The organism is Citrobacter sp. Colony219, assembly GCF_019382635.1.
GTDB classification, from domain to species: domain Bacteria; phylum Pseudomonadota; class Gammaproteobacteria; order Enterobacterales; family Enterobacteriaceae; genus Citrobacter; species Citrobacter youngae.
The window spans coordinates 467,821-482,649 of the sequence record NZ_CP080033.1 but is presented as its reverse complement, the minus strand read 5'-3'; the positions used below and the strand labels follow the sequence as shown (position 1 = coordinate 482,649).

Below are 14,829 nucleotides of genomic sequence, written 5' to 3'. Positions count from 1 at the left end.
CCGGCCTACGAGTCAGCTCTGTACTTTACGTCCTGCGTATCCTTACCATATTTATTTGCGTCCTGGGTGCCAATGAACGCCCCCAGATCGATAAGCATACCAACCAGAATCAACGTTGGAACAAAGCGGCCTACCGCCCATTGCCAGACGCCGGGTAATATCGCCCAATTTCCGGCCAGCAGCATCCACGCCAGAATCATCAACAGCGCCCACGCTCCGGAGCGCCCCCGGTCATGCAGACGTTTTACTGTGACTGCAGCCGTCGGCCACAGCAGACAAACCAGACAAAATGCCGCCGTCTGGATATCGAGCAATTGTTTACTCGCCAGCGAGAACAGAACCAGCATTCCGACTATCCACAAGCCTATCCAAATCCAGAAATCACGGCGTCCAAGACGCCCTTTAAATGAGAATAACCACTGCTGTATGGTCATGTAAGTTCCTTTATTATTACCTTCCAGAACAGTTTACCCTTTTGACAAGCCCGACGGTTACCGTTTTAATCGTGAGCAGTGAGAATGAAAGGTACGATTGATGAAGCAAGGATTTACACTGTTTTTATTATTGTTTTCAGCCATGTCCGTGAATACAGCGGCGCTGGCGGAAGAGCCATCGACGGCAACCACGGCCCCCTATTTACTGGCGGGTGCGCCGACCTTTGACCTGTCGATTAGCCAGTTTCGCGAAAACTTTAATACGCAGAATCCGAAGCTTATTCTGAATGAGTTCCGTGCCATCGACAGCAGCCGCGATCGGGCAAATCTCACCCGCGCGGCCAGTAAAATTAATGAAAACCTGTATGCGTCCTCCGCCCTTGAGCGCGGCACCTTAAAAATCAAAAGTATGCAGATAACCTGGCTGCCGATTCAGGGGCCAGAACAAAAGGCGGCCAAAGCGAAAGCGCTGGAATACATGACCGCCGTCATTCGCACCGTCGCGCCGCTGTTGACGAAAGAACAGAGTCAGAAAAAGCTGCAAAAACTGCTCGCTGCCGGCAAAGGTAAGCACTATTACGCCGAAACGGAAGGCGCAATCCGCTATGTTGTTGCAGATAACGGCGAAAAGGGGCTGACCTTCGCTGTTGAACCGATTAAGCTGGCACTATCAGAAAGTCTTGAGAAGGCGAATTGATGACAAAAAGCAAAGCCTTTCCGCAGATGAATCTCTATACTGTTTCACAGACCATGCTGCCCTGACGGGCGGCCATCTTCCTTAATTCGCTGACAAGCGTGGAGAAATGAAATGCGACATCCTTTAGTGATGGGTAACTGGAAACTGAACGGCAGCCGCCACATGGTAAACGAACTGGTTGCAAACCTGCGTAAAGAACTGGCTGGCGTTGCTGGCTGTGCAGTAGCAATCGCTCCGCCGGAAATGTATATCGACCTGGCGAAACACGCCGCTGCCGGTAGCCACATCATTCTGGGCGCGCAGAACGTTGACCTGAACCTGTCTGGCGCATTCACCGGTGAAACTTCTGCTGAAATGCTGAAAGATATCGGCGCGCAGTACATCATTATCGGTCACTCTGAGCGTCGTACTTACCACAAAGAATCTGACGAGCTGATCGCGAAGAAATTCGCCGTGCTGAAAGAGCAGGGTCTGACTCCAGTTCTGTGCATCGGTGAAACCGAAGCAGAAAACGAAGCGGGCAAAACTGAAGAAGTTTGTGCACGTCAGATCGACGCAGTGCTGAAAACTCAGGGCGCAGCAGCATTCGAAGGCGTGGTTATCGCTTACGAACCTGTATGGGCTATCGGTACCGGTAAATCTGCAACGCCTGCTCAGGCTCAGGCAGTCCACAAATTCATCCGTGACCACATTGCTAAAGCTGATGCGAAAATCGCTGAGCAAGTTATCATCCAGTACGGCGGTTCTGTAAACGCAGCAAACGCCGCAGAACTGTTCGCTCAGCCGGACATCGACGGTGCGCTGGTTGGCGGTGCTTCTCTGAAAGCAGACGCCTTCGCAGTCATCGTTAAAGCAGCAGAAGCCGCTAAACAGGCCTAAGTTGTTAAAAGGGGAGCATCGCTCCCCTTCTTATACCCGCTTTACCAGTATCCCAGCCAGTGCCACCAGAAGGCCCCCGTAACACCCCAGATGGTCAGGTTGACCACACTCATCACCAGCCCCGTTTTCCACCACTCCGCCAGCGTGACATAGCCCGAACCAAAGATAATAGGCGCAGTACCCGTGCCATAGTGCGTCAGTGACATCATCAAGGAGGAGGAGAAGCCCAGCATCAGACCGAGCAGCGCCGGTGGAGCACCGAGGCCTAATCCGGCAGCAAAGAAAGCCGCGAACATGGCCGTGATATGTGCAGTGGTACTGGCGAAAAAGTAGTGTGAATAGACATAAAGCAGGATCAGCAGCAGCGTGGCGATACTCCAGTGCACGCCGAGATGGTCAATTGCGCTACCAACACTCGTCGCCAGCCACCCCACCAGACCCAGTTTGCTCAGGAAATCCGCCATCATAACCAGTGCGGCAAACCAGACTATCGTATCCCATGCACCGCGGCATTTAAGGATATCGTCCCAACTCAATACCCCTGTCACTAACAGAACAGACAAGCCAATGAGCGCCGCGCTGGTGGGGTTAACGGCCCAGGTACTGCCCATCAGCATGGCAGGAACACCTGCCCACAGGCAGAGCAGCAAAGCGAAAACCGCGAGGGTGATTTTTTCAGCCAGCGACAACGGACCGAGTGCCCCCAGCTTTTCCCGGGCAAACTCTGGCGCATTCGGCGTGCGTGTAATAGCGGGCGGATAGAGCCACCAGATGACAATAGGCATCACGACCAGTGAGACAACGGCAGGAAGAAGCGCCGCAATCGCCCACATTCCCCAGGTCATATTCAGCACCCCATCCGTCCCTTTGGTCAAGAAACTCACAATAAGCGGGTTTGGGGCGGTAGCGGTAATAAACATTGCCGAACTGATCGGGTTAATGTTGTAGTTCACCAGAGCCAGATAACGACCTGTAGCACCGTTCTCTTTGTCACCGGGTTGAGAACCCAGACTTTCCGCAATCGCCCGCATCACTGGGTGAATAATACCGCCGCCGCGTGCGGTATTGCTTGGCGTAACGGGTGCGATCAGCGTTTCTGCCAGCGTTAGCGCCCACGCGATACCCAACGTTCTTTTGCCAAACAAAGCAATAAACCCATAGCCGATACGCGCGCCCAGCCCCGTTTTCAACAGGCTTTGCGACAACATAATCGAGATGCCGATCAGCCAGATAAGCTGGTTGGAGAAACCACTTAACGCATCGCTCAGCGCCGCGGTGGGTTTACCGGGATGCGTCACGCCGGTCATGGCTACCAGCATAATTGCCACAATCGCAATCGCGCCGATAGGCATCGCTTTACCAATAATTGCCGCGATAGTACCGATAAATAACGCCAGCAGATGCCACGCCTCGGGGGTGACATCTGCTGGACATGGGATAACAAACCAGATGGTCAGCGTAATAACAATCGAGATGATGGCAGGCCAACAGCGGATGGGGGTCAATCTGTCCATGAATCAATCCTTGAGTTTCCAGCACGCAATTATGCGCTCAGGTATTAACCAATATCGGCGCGCATAATACAATTCACCCACTCACAAAACAAAAAATTAACATTCTGATGCAACTATAATTTCCCCAACACGCTAAACCACAGATAATCCAGCGGCAGCAGTATCAGATACGTTGCCGCCGCCAGCGCGATACACAGCAGCATTCCCGCCCTTGCAGGTACTTTCCCAAGCGCCATCGCCACCACGATCGGTGAAGCCTGATACGGCAATAGCGGTGTGGAATAGCCCAGTACCTGAATCATAATCACCGAGAGTAGCGGGAAACCGGTCGCATCTGAAAAGCTTTGTGCCAGTGTGGTATACAGTGCCGGAACGCCGTTCGCCGTCATGATGAAATTGAGCGCGGTGGTAATGCCGGTCAATGCAAGGAAGCTGGTAAACGGTTTGTCCGCATCCAGCGGCATCACCTGTAACAGCGCCTCGCCTACCGCGCTACCGATACCGGTCTGTGTCACGGTGATGGCCAGCCCCAGAATACCCGCCACGTAAATGCAGGTACGGATATTCACCCCACTGGAAAATTCTTCGCCATTAATAAATCCTACGCGCGGCAACAGCGTAATCACCGCCGCCACCAGCCCGGTCCATGCCGGCCCCACACCATGCCAGCTTTCGCTGACCCACAGAAACAGCACCACCGCTAACATCCAGGCCAGACGTTTTTCATCACGACTCATTGGCTCAGGTGGCGTCAGATCGCGCGGAGCATGAGGTTGGCCGGGAAACAGCCAGCAGATAAGACCAATAAGTACCGCGCCTTTTAGCCAACCCAACACGGGCGTATGCAGCAGCAAATAGGGAAGATAATTGAGGTGGATGCCGTAAGAGCCTTCCGCAGCGCCACTCATCACCAGGTTTGGTACGTTAGCAGGTAAGATCGTGGCGGAAAGCTGGAAGGTACCAAAACCCACGGCAAGCGCCAGACCATACCAGGCGCGCGTGCCGTCGTTAATTCCAGCCCGTTTCGCCATCGCCGCGACAATCGGCATCAGCAGCGCAATACGTCCCATGTTGGACGGCATGACGAACGCCAGCGCGTAACTCAATAGCACTACGCTTGCGACCATTAATGGCCAGGAGTCTGTCAGCCTTGACGACAATGCCCTCGCCGCCCGGTCCGCCAGCCCCGTTTTACGAATCGCGATACCCAGCACAAAACCACTGAAAACCAGCCAGAACGCCGATGAGGCAAAGCCACCAAAGATGACATCCGGTGGCGCGATTTTGGCCACCATCGCCACGGCAAAGAACAGCAGCGCCGTGATAAATTCCGGCAACAGCGACGTAGCCCAAAGCAAAATGGTGACGCCGACCACCAGAGAGGGAATAAACAGAGGGTGCGTAAGCCAGAGCGACATGCCTGTCTCCTGTTGTTTTTTTCAACAAGAATACGGGGACAGGCATGCGGAGTAAACGCCAGATTAGGTGGGGTTAACGCAGAATATCACATTGATGATCCTGAATTTCCTCAGCGGAGGCGAGATTGAGCGCCAGCAGATTGCGCTGGGTCGCCAGCAGAACAAAGGATTCGTCGCTTTGACGCACCATTGCCAGGGCGTAGCGGCCCATATGCTCGCGCGCATCCGGCACCTCCTCTGCCAGCATCATAAACGGGCTGCGTTGCGCCAGTTCATTTTCCATGACGCGGCGCGCCAGATATTCATGCCCGCGCAATCCGCCGGGCAATGGCAACCAGCGAGTGCTGATTTCCGCTATATTATCATCCAGCTGCGTTCTGACGTCGGTTCGCAGACAGGAGATATGAATATGCAAATGATTTTGCGTACGTCCGCTACGCGAGTTAATGGTCAGCGAGACCGCTTTGTCAGGGATTTCGTGGCCGTATTTTTGGCTCATAAAGCTGCGCGCCTGCCAGGCCAACCAGAAAAAGTTCGGCGTGCCTGATTTCAACAGCAGTGGGCTTTCCGTACCATTGATACGGTAAGTGGGCATCAACAGATATTGCAGCGGACCGTTTCGGTCTTTGAATACTACATATCCGGCATCGGGTTTAACTTCAGTACACGGCGCGGGATCGTGCTGCTGCAATTGATGTGGCAGGCATTGTTCAAGGACTATCTGGCGTAACGCGTCCGGGTTACCGCTAAATTTCCAGTACCCAACGCCCGCAGCGGCGGCAACCACAATCACCACCAGTAAAAGATAACCTGCTTTTTTCATTACGCGTTCCCTGTATCCCATTGAGGCGCAAGAGTAACGCAAAACCATGACAAATAAAAAACCCGGTCGCGCTAAGCCACCGGGTCGGTAAATCACAGACTTATTTAGCGTTTGCTGATCTGGTCGAACGTACCGCCGTTAGAAAAGTGCTCTTTCTGCGCTTTCGTCCAGCCGCCAAACTCTTCGTCGATGGTGAACAGCTTCAGCTTCGGAAATGCATTTTCGTATTTCTTCGCGACGTCTGCATCACGTGGACGATAGTAGTTTTTCGCTGCAATTTCCTGACCTTCCGGAGAGTAGAGATACTTCAGATAAGCCTCTGCCACCGCTTTGGTGTCTTTCTTTTCCACCACTTTATCGACGACGGAAACGGTCGGCTCCGCGAGAATAGATTCACTCGGCGTCACTATCTCGAATTTATCTTTACCCAGTTCGTTCGTTGCCAGCAGCGCTTCGTTTTCCCAGGCGATCAGCACATCACCGATACCGCGTTCTACGAAGGTATTGGTTGAACCACGCGCACCGGAATCCAGCACTTCAACGTTTTTAAACAGTGCTTTGACGAAGTCCTGCGCTTTGGCCTGATCGTTGTTGTTGTGGTGCAGGGCATAGCCCCATGCCGCCAGATAGTTCCAGCGTGCGCCGCCTGAGCTTTTCGGGTTTGGTGTAATCACTGACACGCCCGGTTTGATCAAATCGTTCCAGTCATGAATTTGTTTGGGGTTGCCTTTGCGGACCAGGAACACGATGGTGGAGGTGTAAGGCGCGGAGTTGTCCGGCAGGCGCGTAATCCAGTTTTTATCGATACGGCCACGTTCAGCAATGGCATCCACGTCGTATGCCAGTGCCAGCGTCACGACATCGGCTTCAATGCCGTTGATGACGGAAGTCGCCTGTTTACCCGAACCACCATGCGACTGGCGGATCACGACGTTGTCGCCCGTTTCCTGCTTCCAGTGCGCGCTGAAGGCTTTATTGTACTGCTCGTACAGTTCACGCGTTGGATCGTACGATACGTTAAGTAACTGAATATCCTTTGCCAGAACGCTGGTCGATGCCAGCAATAATGTTAAACCTACGCCCCATTTGTTCATCGCCCAGCTCTCTTATGTGATGTTGTGATGAGCAAAGCGTGCCAGAAAGGCATCCAAACATTAAAGAATAAAAAAAGATTTGCTATAACTCTGGGGAATAAATGAGGAAGGTTGTACCGGATGACGGCTTACGCCTTATCGGGCCTACAAGAGTACACGCTGTAGGCCCGGTAAGCGAAGCGCCACCGGGCAACCAAAAACAATCAGTACAGTTTTTTCGCGCAGTCCAGCCAGTCACCTTTGAACGGACGCTTCATGTTTTCGATAGCGTCGATGATGTCGTGGTGAACCAGCTGCTCGTTCTGAATACCGACACAGCGACCGCCATGACCTGCCAGCAGCAGTTCAATAGCATATGCGCCCATACGGGACGCCAGAATACGATCGTAAGGAACCGGAGAACCACCACGCTGGATATGACCCAGTACGGTAGAACGCGTTTCACGGCCCGTTTCTTTCTCAATGTAATGTGCCAGTTCATCAACATCACACATGTGCTCAGTGATCGCTACGATGGCGTGTTTTTTACCTTTTGCGATACCGGCTTTGATTTCAGCAACCAGATCATCACGGCTAAATTCAACTTCCGGAACCACGACAAATTCACAGCCACCGGCAATTGCTGCGGCCAGGGTCAGGTCGCCGCAGTAACGCCCCATCACTTCAACGATGGAGATACGCTGGTGAGAAGAAGAAGTATCACGCAGACGGTCAATCGCTTCGACGACGGTACCCAATGCGGTGAAGTAACCGATGGTGTAATCAGTGCCTTTAATATCGTTGTCGATAGTGCCCGGCAAGCCGATGCACGGGAAGCCCATTTCAGTCAGGCGTTTTGCACCCATGTAAGAACCGTCACCACCAATAACAACTAATGCATCGATGCCACGTTTCTTCAGATTTTCGATAGCCACTGCACGCACATTTTCGTCGCGGAATTCCGGGAAGCGAGCAGAACCGAGGAAAGTACCACCACGGTTGATCATGTCGGACACGCTGTAGCGGTCAAGCTGGACCATACGGTCTTCATACAAACCCAGGTAGCCATCATGGATCCCCATGACTTCCAGTCCTTCCGTTAACGCTGCACGTACAACACCACGGATTGCTGCGTTCATGCCCGGCGCATCACCGCCGCTTGTCAACACACCGATTTTCTTAATCATGACTACCTCTGAACTTTGGAATGCAAAATGAAATCTGCTGCCGGAAGTCGATTCCGCATATCGAAACGATCCAACGAATATGCAGATAGTATAACAATCACTTCCTGCTGAATTGATTCAGGTCAGGCCAAATGGTGGTAATTTATACACAAAATGCTGGCCCGGCTCACTTTTTTACAACGAATTATGAAAGCTCAAACATCTTGCCTTCCTTGGGTACGACTGAACAGGGATCCTGGTGAATAATCACATCCGATCCCGGGAAACGCCGTAAAATTGCCTGCTCCACCTGCTCAGCCACTAAATGCGCCTGAACGAGCGGCAGATTATCTTCCATTTCCAAATGAATCTGAATAAAGCGGGTCGGCCCTGACTGCCGCGTGCGAAGATCGTGAGCGCCGCTGACACCGGGCCATGACGTCACTATATCAATAATTTCCTGACGTTCCTCATCGGGTAAGGCGCGATCCAACAAGGATTGCACTGCCTCATACCCCATGCGTAATGCACTATATAAAATATAGATGCCAATCCCGAGCGCAAACAAGGCATCCGCACGATGCCAACCGTACCAGGCCAGTCCAAGCGCCACGAGAATCGCACCGTTCATCATAACATCAGACTGATAATGAAGCATATCTGCCCGTACAGCCTGACTTTGCGTACGTTTCACCACCCAGCGCTGAAACGTGACCAGAATGATTGTACACACTAACGCAATGATGGTGACCACCACCCCAACGCCAGGATCTTTCATCGGCGTCGGTTGGATGAGATGCTGAATCCCGGTCAGGAATAAAAACAGCGCCGAACCGGAAATAAACATGCTTTGCGCCAACGCCGCCAGCGATTCCGCTTTTCCGTGTCCGAACGTATGTTCATCATCGGCCGGTTGCAACGAATAGCGCACCACCAACAGGTTGGTTAACGACGCCGCGATGTCCACCAGAGAATCCACCAGTGCAGCCAGAATACTGACCGATCCGGTGTACCACCACGCAAAAATTTTGATCAAAAGTAACAGCGATGCCATCACGGTAGCCGCGATTGCCGCCCGGCTAACCAGCCGCCCATAGGTTTGATTCATAAACACTCCTGCCAGGATATGCCGCTAGTATAACGGATGAAGTAAAACAGTCAGGCAATTACCGAGTGACAAATTTTGGGCAAAAAAAACCCCCACATCATGTGGGGGAAGACAGGGATGGTGTCTATGGCAAGGAAAACAGGGTTACTACTGGGAACGTGAGTTGCTACTACTCAATAAATTTAACGATGAGCTTTGTTTCCAGTGCGCTACGTCGCGCAGTTGCTCCATTCGTTGTTCATGTTTCTCATTTAAAACCGCTTGCTGCTCGGGCGTTAACAGGCGATACATCTGGTTGCGGACCCTGGCTATTTCAACCTGGCGGGCAACCTGTTCTTGTGCCATTTTTTCTGCCTGAGCGCGCACAGCGCTTTCATCAAATTTCTCTGCGGTGACAAGACGATGCATTGTCTCCATTTCGCTAACATTAACAGGAGGCTGTTCGTGTCTTGCCTGCTGCATTAAATCTCGCATCTGTTGACGTTGATGTTCGGTTAAACTGATACCGTCAAACATGTGGCTCTGTACGCTGCGCTGCGAGGAGCCTTCACCCAGGTGCCAGTGATCGCCTGTGACGACTTCAGCTGCATGGCTCAAAGTACTGAGTGCCAGCGTTGAGGCCATGACGGCAGCGGTAACTTTGCCCATCACTTGCTCCCAAAATCTTTTCTGTCGCGATTCAACGAGAGACAGTTTACGATTCGGGCTGCAAACATGCGTCAGGGGGTGTAAAACAACGTAAAGTCATAGATTAGCGACGCCTGATGACGTAATTTCTGCCTCGGAGGTACGTAAACAATGAATAAAATCCTGTTAGTTGATGATGACCGAGAGCTGACTTCCCTGTTAAAGGAGTTGCTTGAAATGGAAGGTTTCGATGTGCTGGTTGCCCATGATGGGGAGCAGGCACTTGAGCTTCTGGATGACAGCATCGATTTACTTTTGCTCGACGTCATGATGCCGAAGAAAAACGGCATCGATACACTGAAAGCGCTTCGCCAGACACACCAGACGCCCGTAATCATGCTGACCGCTCGCGGCAGCGAATTGGATCGCGTACTCGGCCTTGAGCTGGGCGCGGACGACTATTTACCCAAACCGTTTAATGACCGCGAACTGGTCGCGCGTATCCGCGCTATTCTGCGCCGCTCTCACTGGAGCGAACAACAGCAGACCAGCGATAATGGCTCGCCGACGCTGGAAGTGGATGCGTTAAGTCTGAATCCGGGTCGCCAGGAAGCCAGTTTTGATGGGCAAACCCTGGAGTTAACCGGCACCGAATTCACCCTGCTTTATTTACTGGCACAGCATCTCGGCCAGGTAGTTTCTCGTGAACACCTGAGTCAGGAAGTGCTGGGCAAACGCCTGACGCCGTTTGACCGCGCGATCGACATGCACATCTCGAACCTGCGCCGTAAGCTGCCAGAGCGGAAAGACGGGCACCCCTGGTTTAAAACCCTGCGTGGTCGCGGCTACCTGATGGTCTCCGCTTCATGATAGGAAGCTTAACCGCACGCATCTTTGCCATCTTCTGGTTAACGCTGGCGCTGGTGTTGATGTTGGTACTGATGCTGCCCAAGCTCGACTCACGCCAGATGACCGAGCTACTGGACAGCGAGCAGCGCCAGGGGTTGATGATCGAGCAACACGTTGAAGCTGAGCTGGCGAACGACCCACCCAACGATCTTATGTGGTGGCGTCGCCTGTTCCGTGCTATCGACAAGTGGGCGCCGCCAGGACAGCGGTTATTGCTTGTCACTACAGAAGGACGTGTGATCGGCGCAGAACGCAACGAAATGCAGATCATTCGTAACTTTATTGGTCAGGCTGATAACGCTGACCATCCGCAGAAGAAAAAATACGGTCGCGTTGAGATGGTCGGGCCTTTCTCCGTCAGAGACGGGGAAGATAACTACCAGCTGTATCTCATTCGACCAGCCAGCAGTTCACAGTCTGATTTCATCAACCTGTTGTTTGACCGGCCACTGTTGCTGCTGATCGTCACCATGCTCGTCAGCTCGCCGCTGCTGCTTTGGCTGGCATGGAGCCTGGCGAAACCGGCGCGTAAGTTGAAAAACGCGGCGGATGAGGTGGCACAGGGCAACCTGCGTCAACATCCGGAGCTGGAAGCCGGTCCGCAGGAGTTTCTGGCGGCAGGCGCCAGTTTTAACCAGATGGTGACCGCGCTGGAACGCATGATGACCACGCAGCAACGCCTGCTGTCGGACATCTCTCACGAGTTGAGAACGCCACTAACACGTTTGCAATTGGGGACTGCGCTGCTGCGCCGTCGTAGCGGTGAGAGCAAAGAGCTGGAGCGCATTGAAACAGAAGCGCACCGGCTGGACAGCATGATCAACGACCTGCTGGTGATGTCACGTAATCAGCAGAAAAACGCGCTGGTCAGTGAAACCGTGAAGGCTAATCAGCTATGGGGCGAAGTACTGGATAACGCCGCCTTTGAAGCGGAGCAGATGGGTAAATCGCTGACAGTGAATTTCCCGCCGGGACCATGGCCGCTGTATGGCAACCCGAACGCACTGGAAAGTGCGCTGGAAAACATTGTGCGCAATGCCCTACGCTATTCACATACGAAGATCGAAGTGGGCTTTGCGGTGGATATCGACGGGATTACCATCACCGTGGACGACGATGGCCCAGGCGTAAGCCCTGAAGACAGAGAACAGATTTTCCGTCCGTTCTATCGTACCGATGAGGCGCGCGATCGCGAGTCTGGCGGAACAGGTCTGGGTCTGGCGATTGTTGAAACCGCAATCCAGCAGCATCGTGGCTGGGTGAAGGCCGAAGACAGCCCGCTGGGTGGTTTACGGCTGGTAATTTGGTTACCGTTGTATAAGCGTTCCTGAGTCTCTCTGTGTTGCCGGATGGCGGCGTAATGCCTCATCCGGCCTCCACGGACAGGGGGAATTATTTCCCCCACAAACGGCGGGAATTGTCCTCGATCTTGCCGCTTAAACGGCGTTTTTGCATCGTTCTGGTCCAGCTTTTCGATAGCCCTGCAGCCGACAGTAAACGGTGATATTGCGAATCATCAAACGGCATATGCCAGGCAATAGCAATCGCCTCCCGCAGACTGACATCGCTCACGCGCGATGCCAGTACCAGCGGCGCATCCGCCGACACCATGCCCGGCGCGATAACACTGTACAGCCAGCCTATCTTCCCCGAGGCCTGCATCTGACTTGCCATATCGCTAATGCCAAAATGGAAATTCAGCTTAAAACACGGTGAACGTGGCTGCGTGACCTGAATCAACGCCTCGCCCCACTGGAAAATATCGCCGATATAGACATTCTCTTCTGTCAGCCCAAGCGTTGAGAGGTTCTCCCCAAAGGCGGGGGCGACAAATAACTCCGCCTGTTCAGGGAATTCTTGTATCCAGTGCTGATAGTGTTCACGCGGATAGTGGCACAACGCGCGATCCGGCCCGCCGTGAATTTTAGTCTCCGCCTGTTCATCGCCCGTGAGCCCCAGATCGGTCAGCATCAACTCGCCATCAACCTGAACTTTAGCAATCGCGCTGGGACGGCTTCCCGTGTAGTCCCGAATCTTGCCTGTAAAAACATCGACCGGATATCGCATCTGTTCCCTCTCCCGATAAATTTCTCCCATTACACCACATTTATTTTACCCCAGTCGCTCAAAATGAGAGCACGGTTCACATGAAAGTTAGGGACACATGCTATCAATGTAAGCTGGTTTTGAAACATCATTTCAAATAAGGAGTCGACAACGTGACTGGTCAATCGCAATTTGCTGGCGTCTGGTGTCCTTCCATTACGCCAATGGACAATGACGGCAAGATCGATCTTAACGGTCTGAGCCAGCATCTTAAACGCCTTACCGAGGCCAACATCGACGTGATTTTGTTGATGGGCAGCATCGGGGAATTTGCCTCCTTTACGCTCGAGGAAAGGCTGTTGCTGATCCGTGAAGCCCGTGCCATGAGCTCGCTGAAGATGGTCGCCAACGTCTCATCCACTTGCCAGAACGATGTGCTGTTGATGGCACAGGAAGCGTATCGCGCCGGTTACGATGCCGTGATGATCCTACCACCTTACTATTACGGGCAAACGGCGAAACAGCTCCTGAGCTACTTCCGTCAATTGGGGCAGAAACTCAGCGGCAAATGGTTTGCCTATAACTTCCCGGCGCGAACCGGTTGCGACTTAACGCCTGAACTGGTTGCCACCCTTGCCTCTGAGTTCCCCAACTTCGCAGGCATCAAAGATACCGTCGACTGCCAGTCCCACACCCGCAGCATGATCCAGACCACCCGCGCCGTACGCGAAGATTTTGCCGTGCTATCCGGCTATGACGAATACTATATTCCTAACCTGCTGGCAGGCGGCGCAGGGATTATTTCAGGATTAAACAACGTCATGCCGGAGCTGTTTGTCAGCGCACGAGAAGCCTTCAAGCAGGGGGATCTGGCTGCACTTCGCGATATTCAGGACCAGATTGGCACCTACATGTCCATCTACGCCATCGGTGAGGATTTCGTCACCACCATCAAAACCGTGGTATCGCGTAAGTTTGGCTATTGCACCGGGGTTTCACGTAATGCAGGCGGGGAGCTGAATGAAAGTGAGTGTCGAACAATTGATGAGGTGTTTGTAATCAAGGGTTAAAACGGTTAAGCCGGATGGTGCAAACCATCCGGCTTAATCACGTTACTTCACCGCGTTGCGTATATCGATTGCCGCCGCTCTGGCTTTGGCTCTTTTCGACCAGATGGAGGTGATAATCGGCACGAGGATGGAGGTTACAATCACTGACGTCGCCACCAGAGAGGTTGCCGCCGGCGCCATGGGTTTGAACGCCGGAACCATTTCCGCAATCAGCACCGGCGTGGCAACGGCCGCGCCAGCAGAACTGGACGCCGCAATTCCCGCCGTACCATCGCCGCCGCCAATCAGTTTATCGGCAATAATCAGCGGGATACCGGTGATTATAATCACCGCCACGCCCAGCAGAATACCCAGTACGCCGGTCTGTGCAATCACGCTCAAATCAATGGTGTTACCTAATGCGAAGGCGAAGAAAGGAATCAGCGTCTGCACGGCCTTACTGAAGAATTCCCGCAGCTCAGGATCCAGATTACCCAGCGCAAAACCAATCAGGAACGGCAATACCGCCCCTACAAATACATGCGGTTCAAACGAAGCAATCCCGGCGGTTCCCAGAATCACCATGGTCATCAACGGGCCAGACTCCAGCGACATCAGGACAAACGCCCCAGCCTCTTCTTTGGTGCCGTACTGCTGCATAATCGAGGCATACAGCCCGCCGTTAGTCATATCCATTGCGGCCACCAGCGCCAGCGTAGACAACCCGGCAAAGAACCCCACTTCCACGCCATGTTCAGGAAGAATGCGCGATGCAATCGCCGCTACCACCCATGCGACCAGGATCTTGGTTATCACTAACGTGCCGGATTTACGCAGTACGGTTCCGGTAGCGCTCAGCTTAATCGATGCCCCCATGCAAAAGAACCAGACTGCCAGAATCGGCACCGTACCGGTGATCATACCGTTGGTAAATGAGCCGAAGTATTTCCCGGCGCCGGGGGAAAAGGTATGACACAACGCGCCCAGAAACAGCGGCACCAACATCATACCGCCTGGGATTTTCTCTATCGTACGTTTGATCTGCATTTCCATCACCTGTAGACATAAAAATGGGGCAATTTTTAT

General features: G+C 53.1%; 15 protein-coding genes. 5 read left to right on the top strand and 10 right to left on the bottom strand.

The features are described 5' to 3' along the window. Positions 1-5: 5 nt before the first annotated feature. On the bottom strand, positions 6-434 hold the full coding sequence (locus JTI85_RS02175) for a DUF805 domain-containing protein (RefSeq protein ID WP_137364414.1): 429 nt from the start codon (positions 432-434) through the stop codon (positions 6-8). Between the two features lie 100 nt (positions 435-534). Here JTI85_RS02175 and JTI85_RS02170 point away from each other — a divergent pair, with 100 nt between their 5' ends. Both JTI85_RS02170 and tpiA read left to right on the top strand, forming a co-directional pair. Next, complete coding sequence (locus JTI85_RS02170) at positions 535-1,131, top strand: YiiQ family protein (protein WP_061066968.1); 597 nt, start codon at positions 535-537, stop codon at positions 1,129-1,131. Positions 1,132-1,242: 111 nt separating this feature from the next. Beyond that, complete coding sequence (tpiA, locus tag JTI85_RS02165; protein WP_003028783.1) at positions 1,243-2,010, top strand: triose-phosphate isomerase; 768 nt, start codon at positions 1,243-1,245, stop codon at positions 2,008-2,010. Positions 2,011-2,051: 41 nt separating this feature from the next. Here tpiA and JTI85_RS02160 read toward each other — a convergent pair whose 3' ends face one another. The 7 genes from JTI85_RS02160 to cpxP all read right to left on the bottom strand — a co-directional run bounded on the left by JTI85_RS02160 (position 2,052) and on the right by cpxP (position 9,760). After that, positions 2,052-3,524, bottom strand: a complete 1,473-nt coding sequence (locus JTI85_RS02160) for a DASS family sodium-coupled anion symporter (RefSeq protein WP_061066967.1) — start codon at positions 3,522-3,524, stop codon at positions 2,052-2,054. A gap of 113 nt (positions 3,525-3,637) precedes the next feature. Next, complete coding sequence (locus JTI85_RS02155; RefSeq protein WP_219352040.1) at positions 3,638-4,942, bottom strand: SLC13 family permease; 1,305 nt, start codon at positions 4,940-4,942, stop codon at positions 3,638-3,640. 73 nt (positions 4,943-5,015) lie between these two features. After that, a complete protein-coding gene (locus JTI85_RS02150) occupies positions 5,016-5,765 on the bottom strand; it encodes a CDP-diacylglycerol diphosphatase (protein ID WP_219352039.1) in 750 nt (249 codons plus the stop codon). A gap of 104 nt (positions 5,766-5,869) precedes the next feature. Further along, positions 5,870-6,859 carry a sulfate/thiosulfate ABC transporter substrate-binding protein Sbp gene (gene sbp / locus JTI85_RS02145; RefSeq protein WP_048214006.1) on the bottom strand — a complete coding sequence of 330 codons (990 nt, stop codon included), beginning with the start codon at positions 6,857-6,859 and terminating at the stop codon, positions 5,870-5,872. Positions 6,860-7,062: 203 nt separating this feature from the next. Then, on the bottom strand, positions 7,063-8,025 hold the full coding sequence (pfkA, locus tag JTI85_RS02140) for a 6-phosphofructokinase (protein WP_003028778.1): 963 nt from the start codon (positions 8,023-8,025) through the stop codon (positions 7,063-7,065). Positions 8,026-8,209: 184 nt separating this feature from the next. Continuing rightward, positions 8,210-9,112 carry a CDF family cation-efflux transporter FieF gene (gene fieF, locus JTI85_RS02135; RefSeq protein ID WP_048214007.1) on the bottom strand — a complete coding sequence of 301 codons (903 nt, stop codon included), beginning with the start codon at positions 9,110-9,112 and terminating at the stop codon, positions 8,210-8,212. 147 nt (positions 9,113-9,259) lie between these two features. After that, positions 9,260-9,760 carry a cell-envelope stress modulator CpxP gene (cpxP, locus tag JTI85_RS02130; protein WP_005121753.1) on the bottom strand — a complete coding sequence of 167 codons (501 nt, stop codon included), beginning with the start codon at positions 9,758-9,760 and terminating at the stop codon, positions 9,260-9,262. A 150-nt stretch (positions 9,761-9,910) separates the two neighbouring features. Between cpxP and cpxR the strand changes: the two genes are divergently transcribed. Both cpxR and cpxA read left to right on the top strand, forming a co-directional pair. After that, a complete protein-coding gene (gene cpxR, locus JTI85_RS02125; RefSeq protein ID WP_048214010.1) occupies positions 9,911-10,609 on the top strand; it encodes an envelope stress response regulator transcription factor CpxR in 699 nt (232 codons plus the stop codon). After that, the gene (cpxA, locus tag JTI85_RS02120; protein WP_003840485.1) at positions 10,606-11,979 is read left to right on the top strand and encodes an envelope stress sensor histidine kinase CpxA; all 1,374 of its coding nucleotides are present in this window, start codon (positions 10,606-10,608) and stop codon (positions 11,977-11,979) included. The genes cpxR and cpxA overlap by 4 nt, the downstream gene beginning before the upstream one ends. A 61-nt stretch (positions 11,980-12,040) precedes the next feature. Here cpxA and yiiM read toward each other — a convergent pair whose 3' ends face one another. After that, on the bottom strand, positions 12,041-12,715 hold the full coding sequence (yiiM, locus tag JTI85_RS02115; protein WP_048214011.1) for a 6-hydroxyaminopurine reductase: 675 nt from the start codon (positions 12,713-12,715) through the stop codon (positions 12,041-12,043). Positions 12,716-12,867: 152 nt separating this feature from the next. On the opposite strand from yiiM, the gene JTI85_RS02110 reads away from it, so the two are divergent. Further along, positions 12,868-13,764 carry a dihydrodipicolinate synthase family protein gene (locus JTI85_RS02110; RefSeq protein ID WP_048214012.1) on the top strand — a complete coding sequence of 299 codons (897 nt, stop codon included), beginning with the start codon at positions 12,868-12,870 and terminating at the stop codon, positions 13,762-13,764. 42 nt (positions 13,765-13,806) lie between these two features. Here JTI85_RS02110 and kdgT read toward each other — a convergent pair whose 3' ends face one another. After that, complete coding sequence (gene kdgT / locus JTI85_RS02105; protein WP_048214013.1) at positions 13,807-14,790, bottom strand: 2-keto-3-deoxygluconate transporter; 984 nt, start codon at positions 14,788-14,790, stop codon at positions 13,807-13,809. Positions 14,791-14,829 lie beyond the last annotated feature (39 nt).

Excerpts from the sequence above, each read along its gene's own strand:
- JTI85_RS02175 (WP_137364414.1), bottom strand. The coding sequence starts at position 434 with ATGACCATACAGCAGTGGTTATTCTCATTTAAAGGGCGTCTTGGACGC.
- JTI85_RS02170 (WP_061066968.1), top strand. The coding sequence starts at position 535 with ATGAAGCAAGGATTTACACTGTTTTTATTATTGTTTTCAGCCATGTCC.
- tpiA (WP_003028783.1), top strand. The coding sequence starts at position 1,243 with ATGCGACATCCTTTAGTGATGGGTAACTGGAAACTGAACGGCAGCCGC.
- JTI85_RS02160 (WP_061066967.1), bottom strand. The coding sequence starts at position 3,524 with ATGGACAGATTGACCCCCATCCGCTGTTGGCCTGCCATCATCTCGATT.
- JTI85_RS02155 (WP_219352040.1), bottom strand. The coding sequence starts at position 4,942 with ATGTCGCTCTGGCTTACGCACCCTCTGTTTATTCCCTCTCTGGTGGTC.
- JTI85_RS02150 (WP_219352039.1), bottom strand. The coding sequence starts at position 5,765 with ATGAAAAAAGCAGGTTATCTTTTACTGGTGGTGATTGTGGTTGCCGCC.
- sbp (WP_048214006.1), bottom strand. The coding sequence starts at position 6,859 with ATGAACAAATGGGGCGTAGGTTTAACATTATTGCTGGCATCGACCAGC.
- pfkA (WP_003028778.1), bottom strand. The coding sequence starts at position 8,025 with ATGATTAAGAAAATCGGTGTGTTGACAAGCGGCGGTGATGCGCCGGGC.
- fieF (WP_048214007.1), bottom strand. The coding sequence starts at position 9,112 with ATGAATCAAACCTATGGGCGGCTGGTTAGCCGGGCGGCAATCGCGGCT.
- cpxP (WP_005121753.1), bottom strand. The coding sequence starts at position 9,760 with ATGGGCAAAGTTACCGCTGCCGTCATGGCCTCAACGCTGGCACTCAGT.
- cpxR (WP_048214010.1), top strand. The coding sequence starts at position 9,911 with ATGAATAAAATCCTGTTAGTTGATGATGACCGAGAGCTGACTTCCCTG.
- cpxA (WP_003840485.1), top strand. The coding sequence starts at position 10,606 with ATGATAGGAAGCTTAACCGCACGCATCTTTGCCATCTTCTGGTTAACG.
- yiiM (WP_048214011.1), bottom strand. The coding sequence starts at position 12,715 with ATGCGATATCCGGTCGATGTTTTTACAGGCAAGATTCGGGACTACACG.
- kdgT (WP_048214013.1), bottom strand. The coding sequence starts at position 14,790 with ATGCAGATCAAACGTACGATAGAGAAAATCCCAGGCGGTATGATGTTG.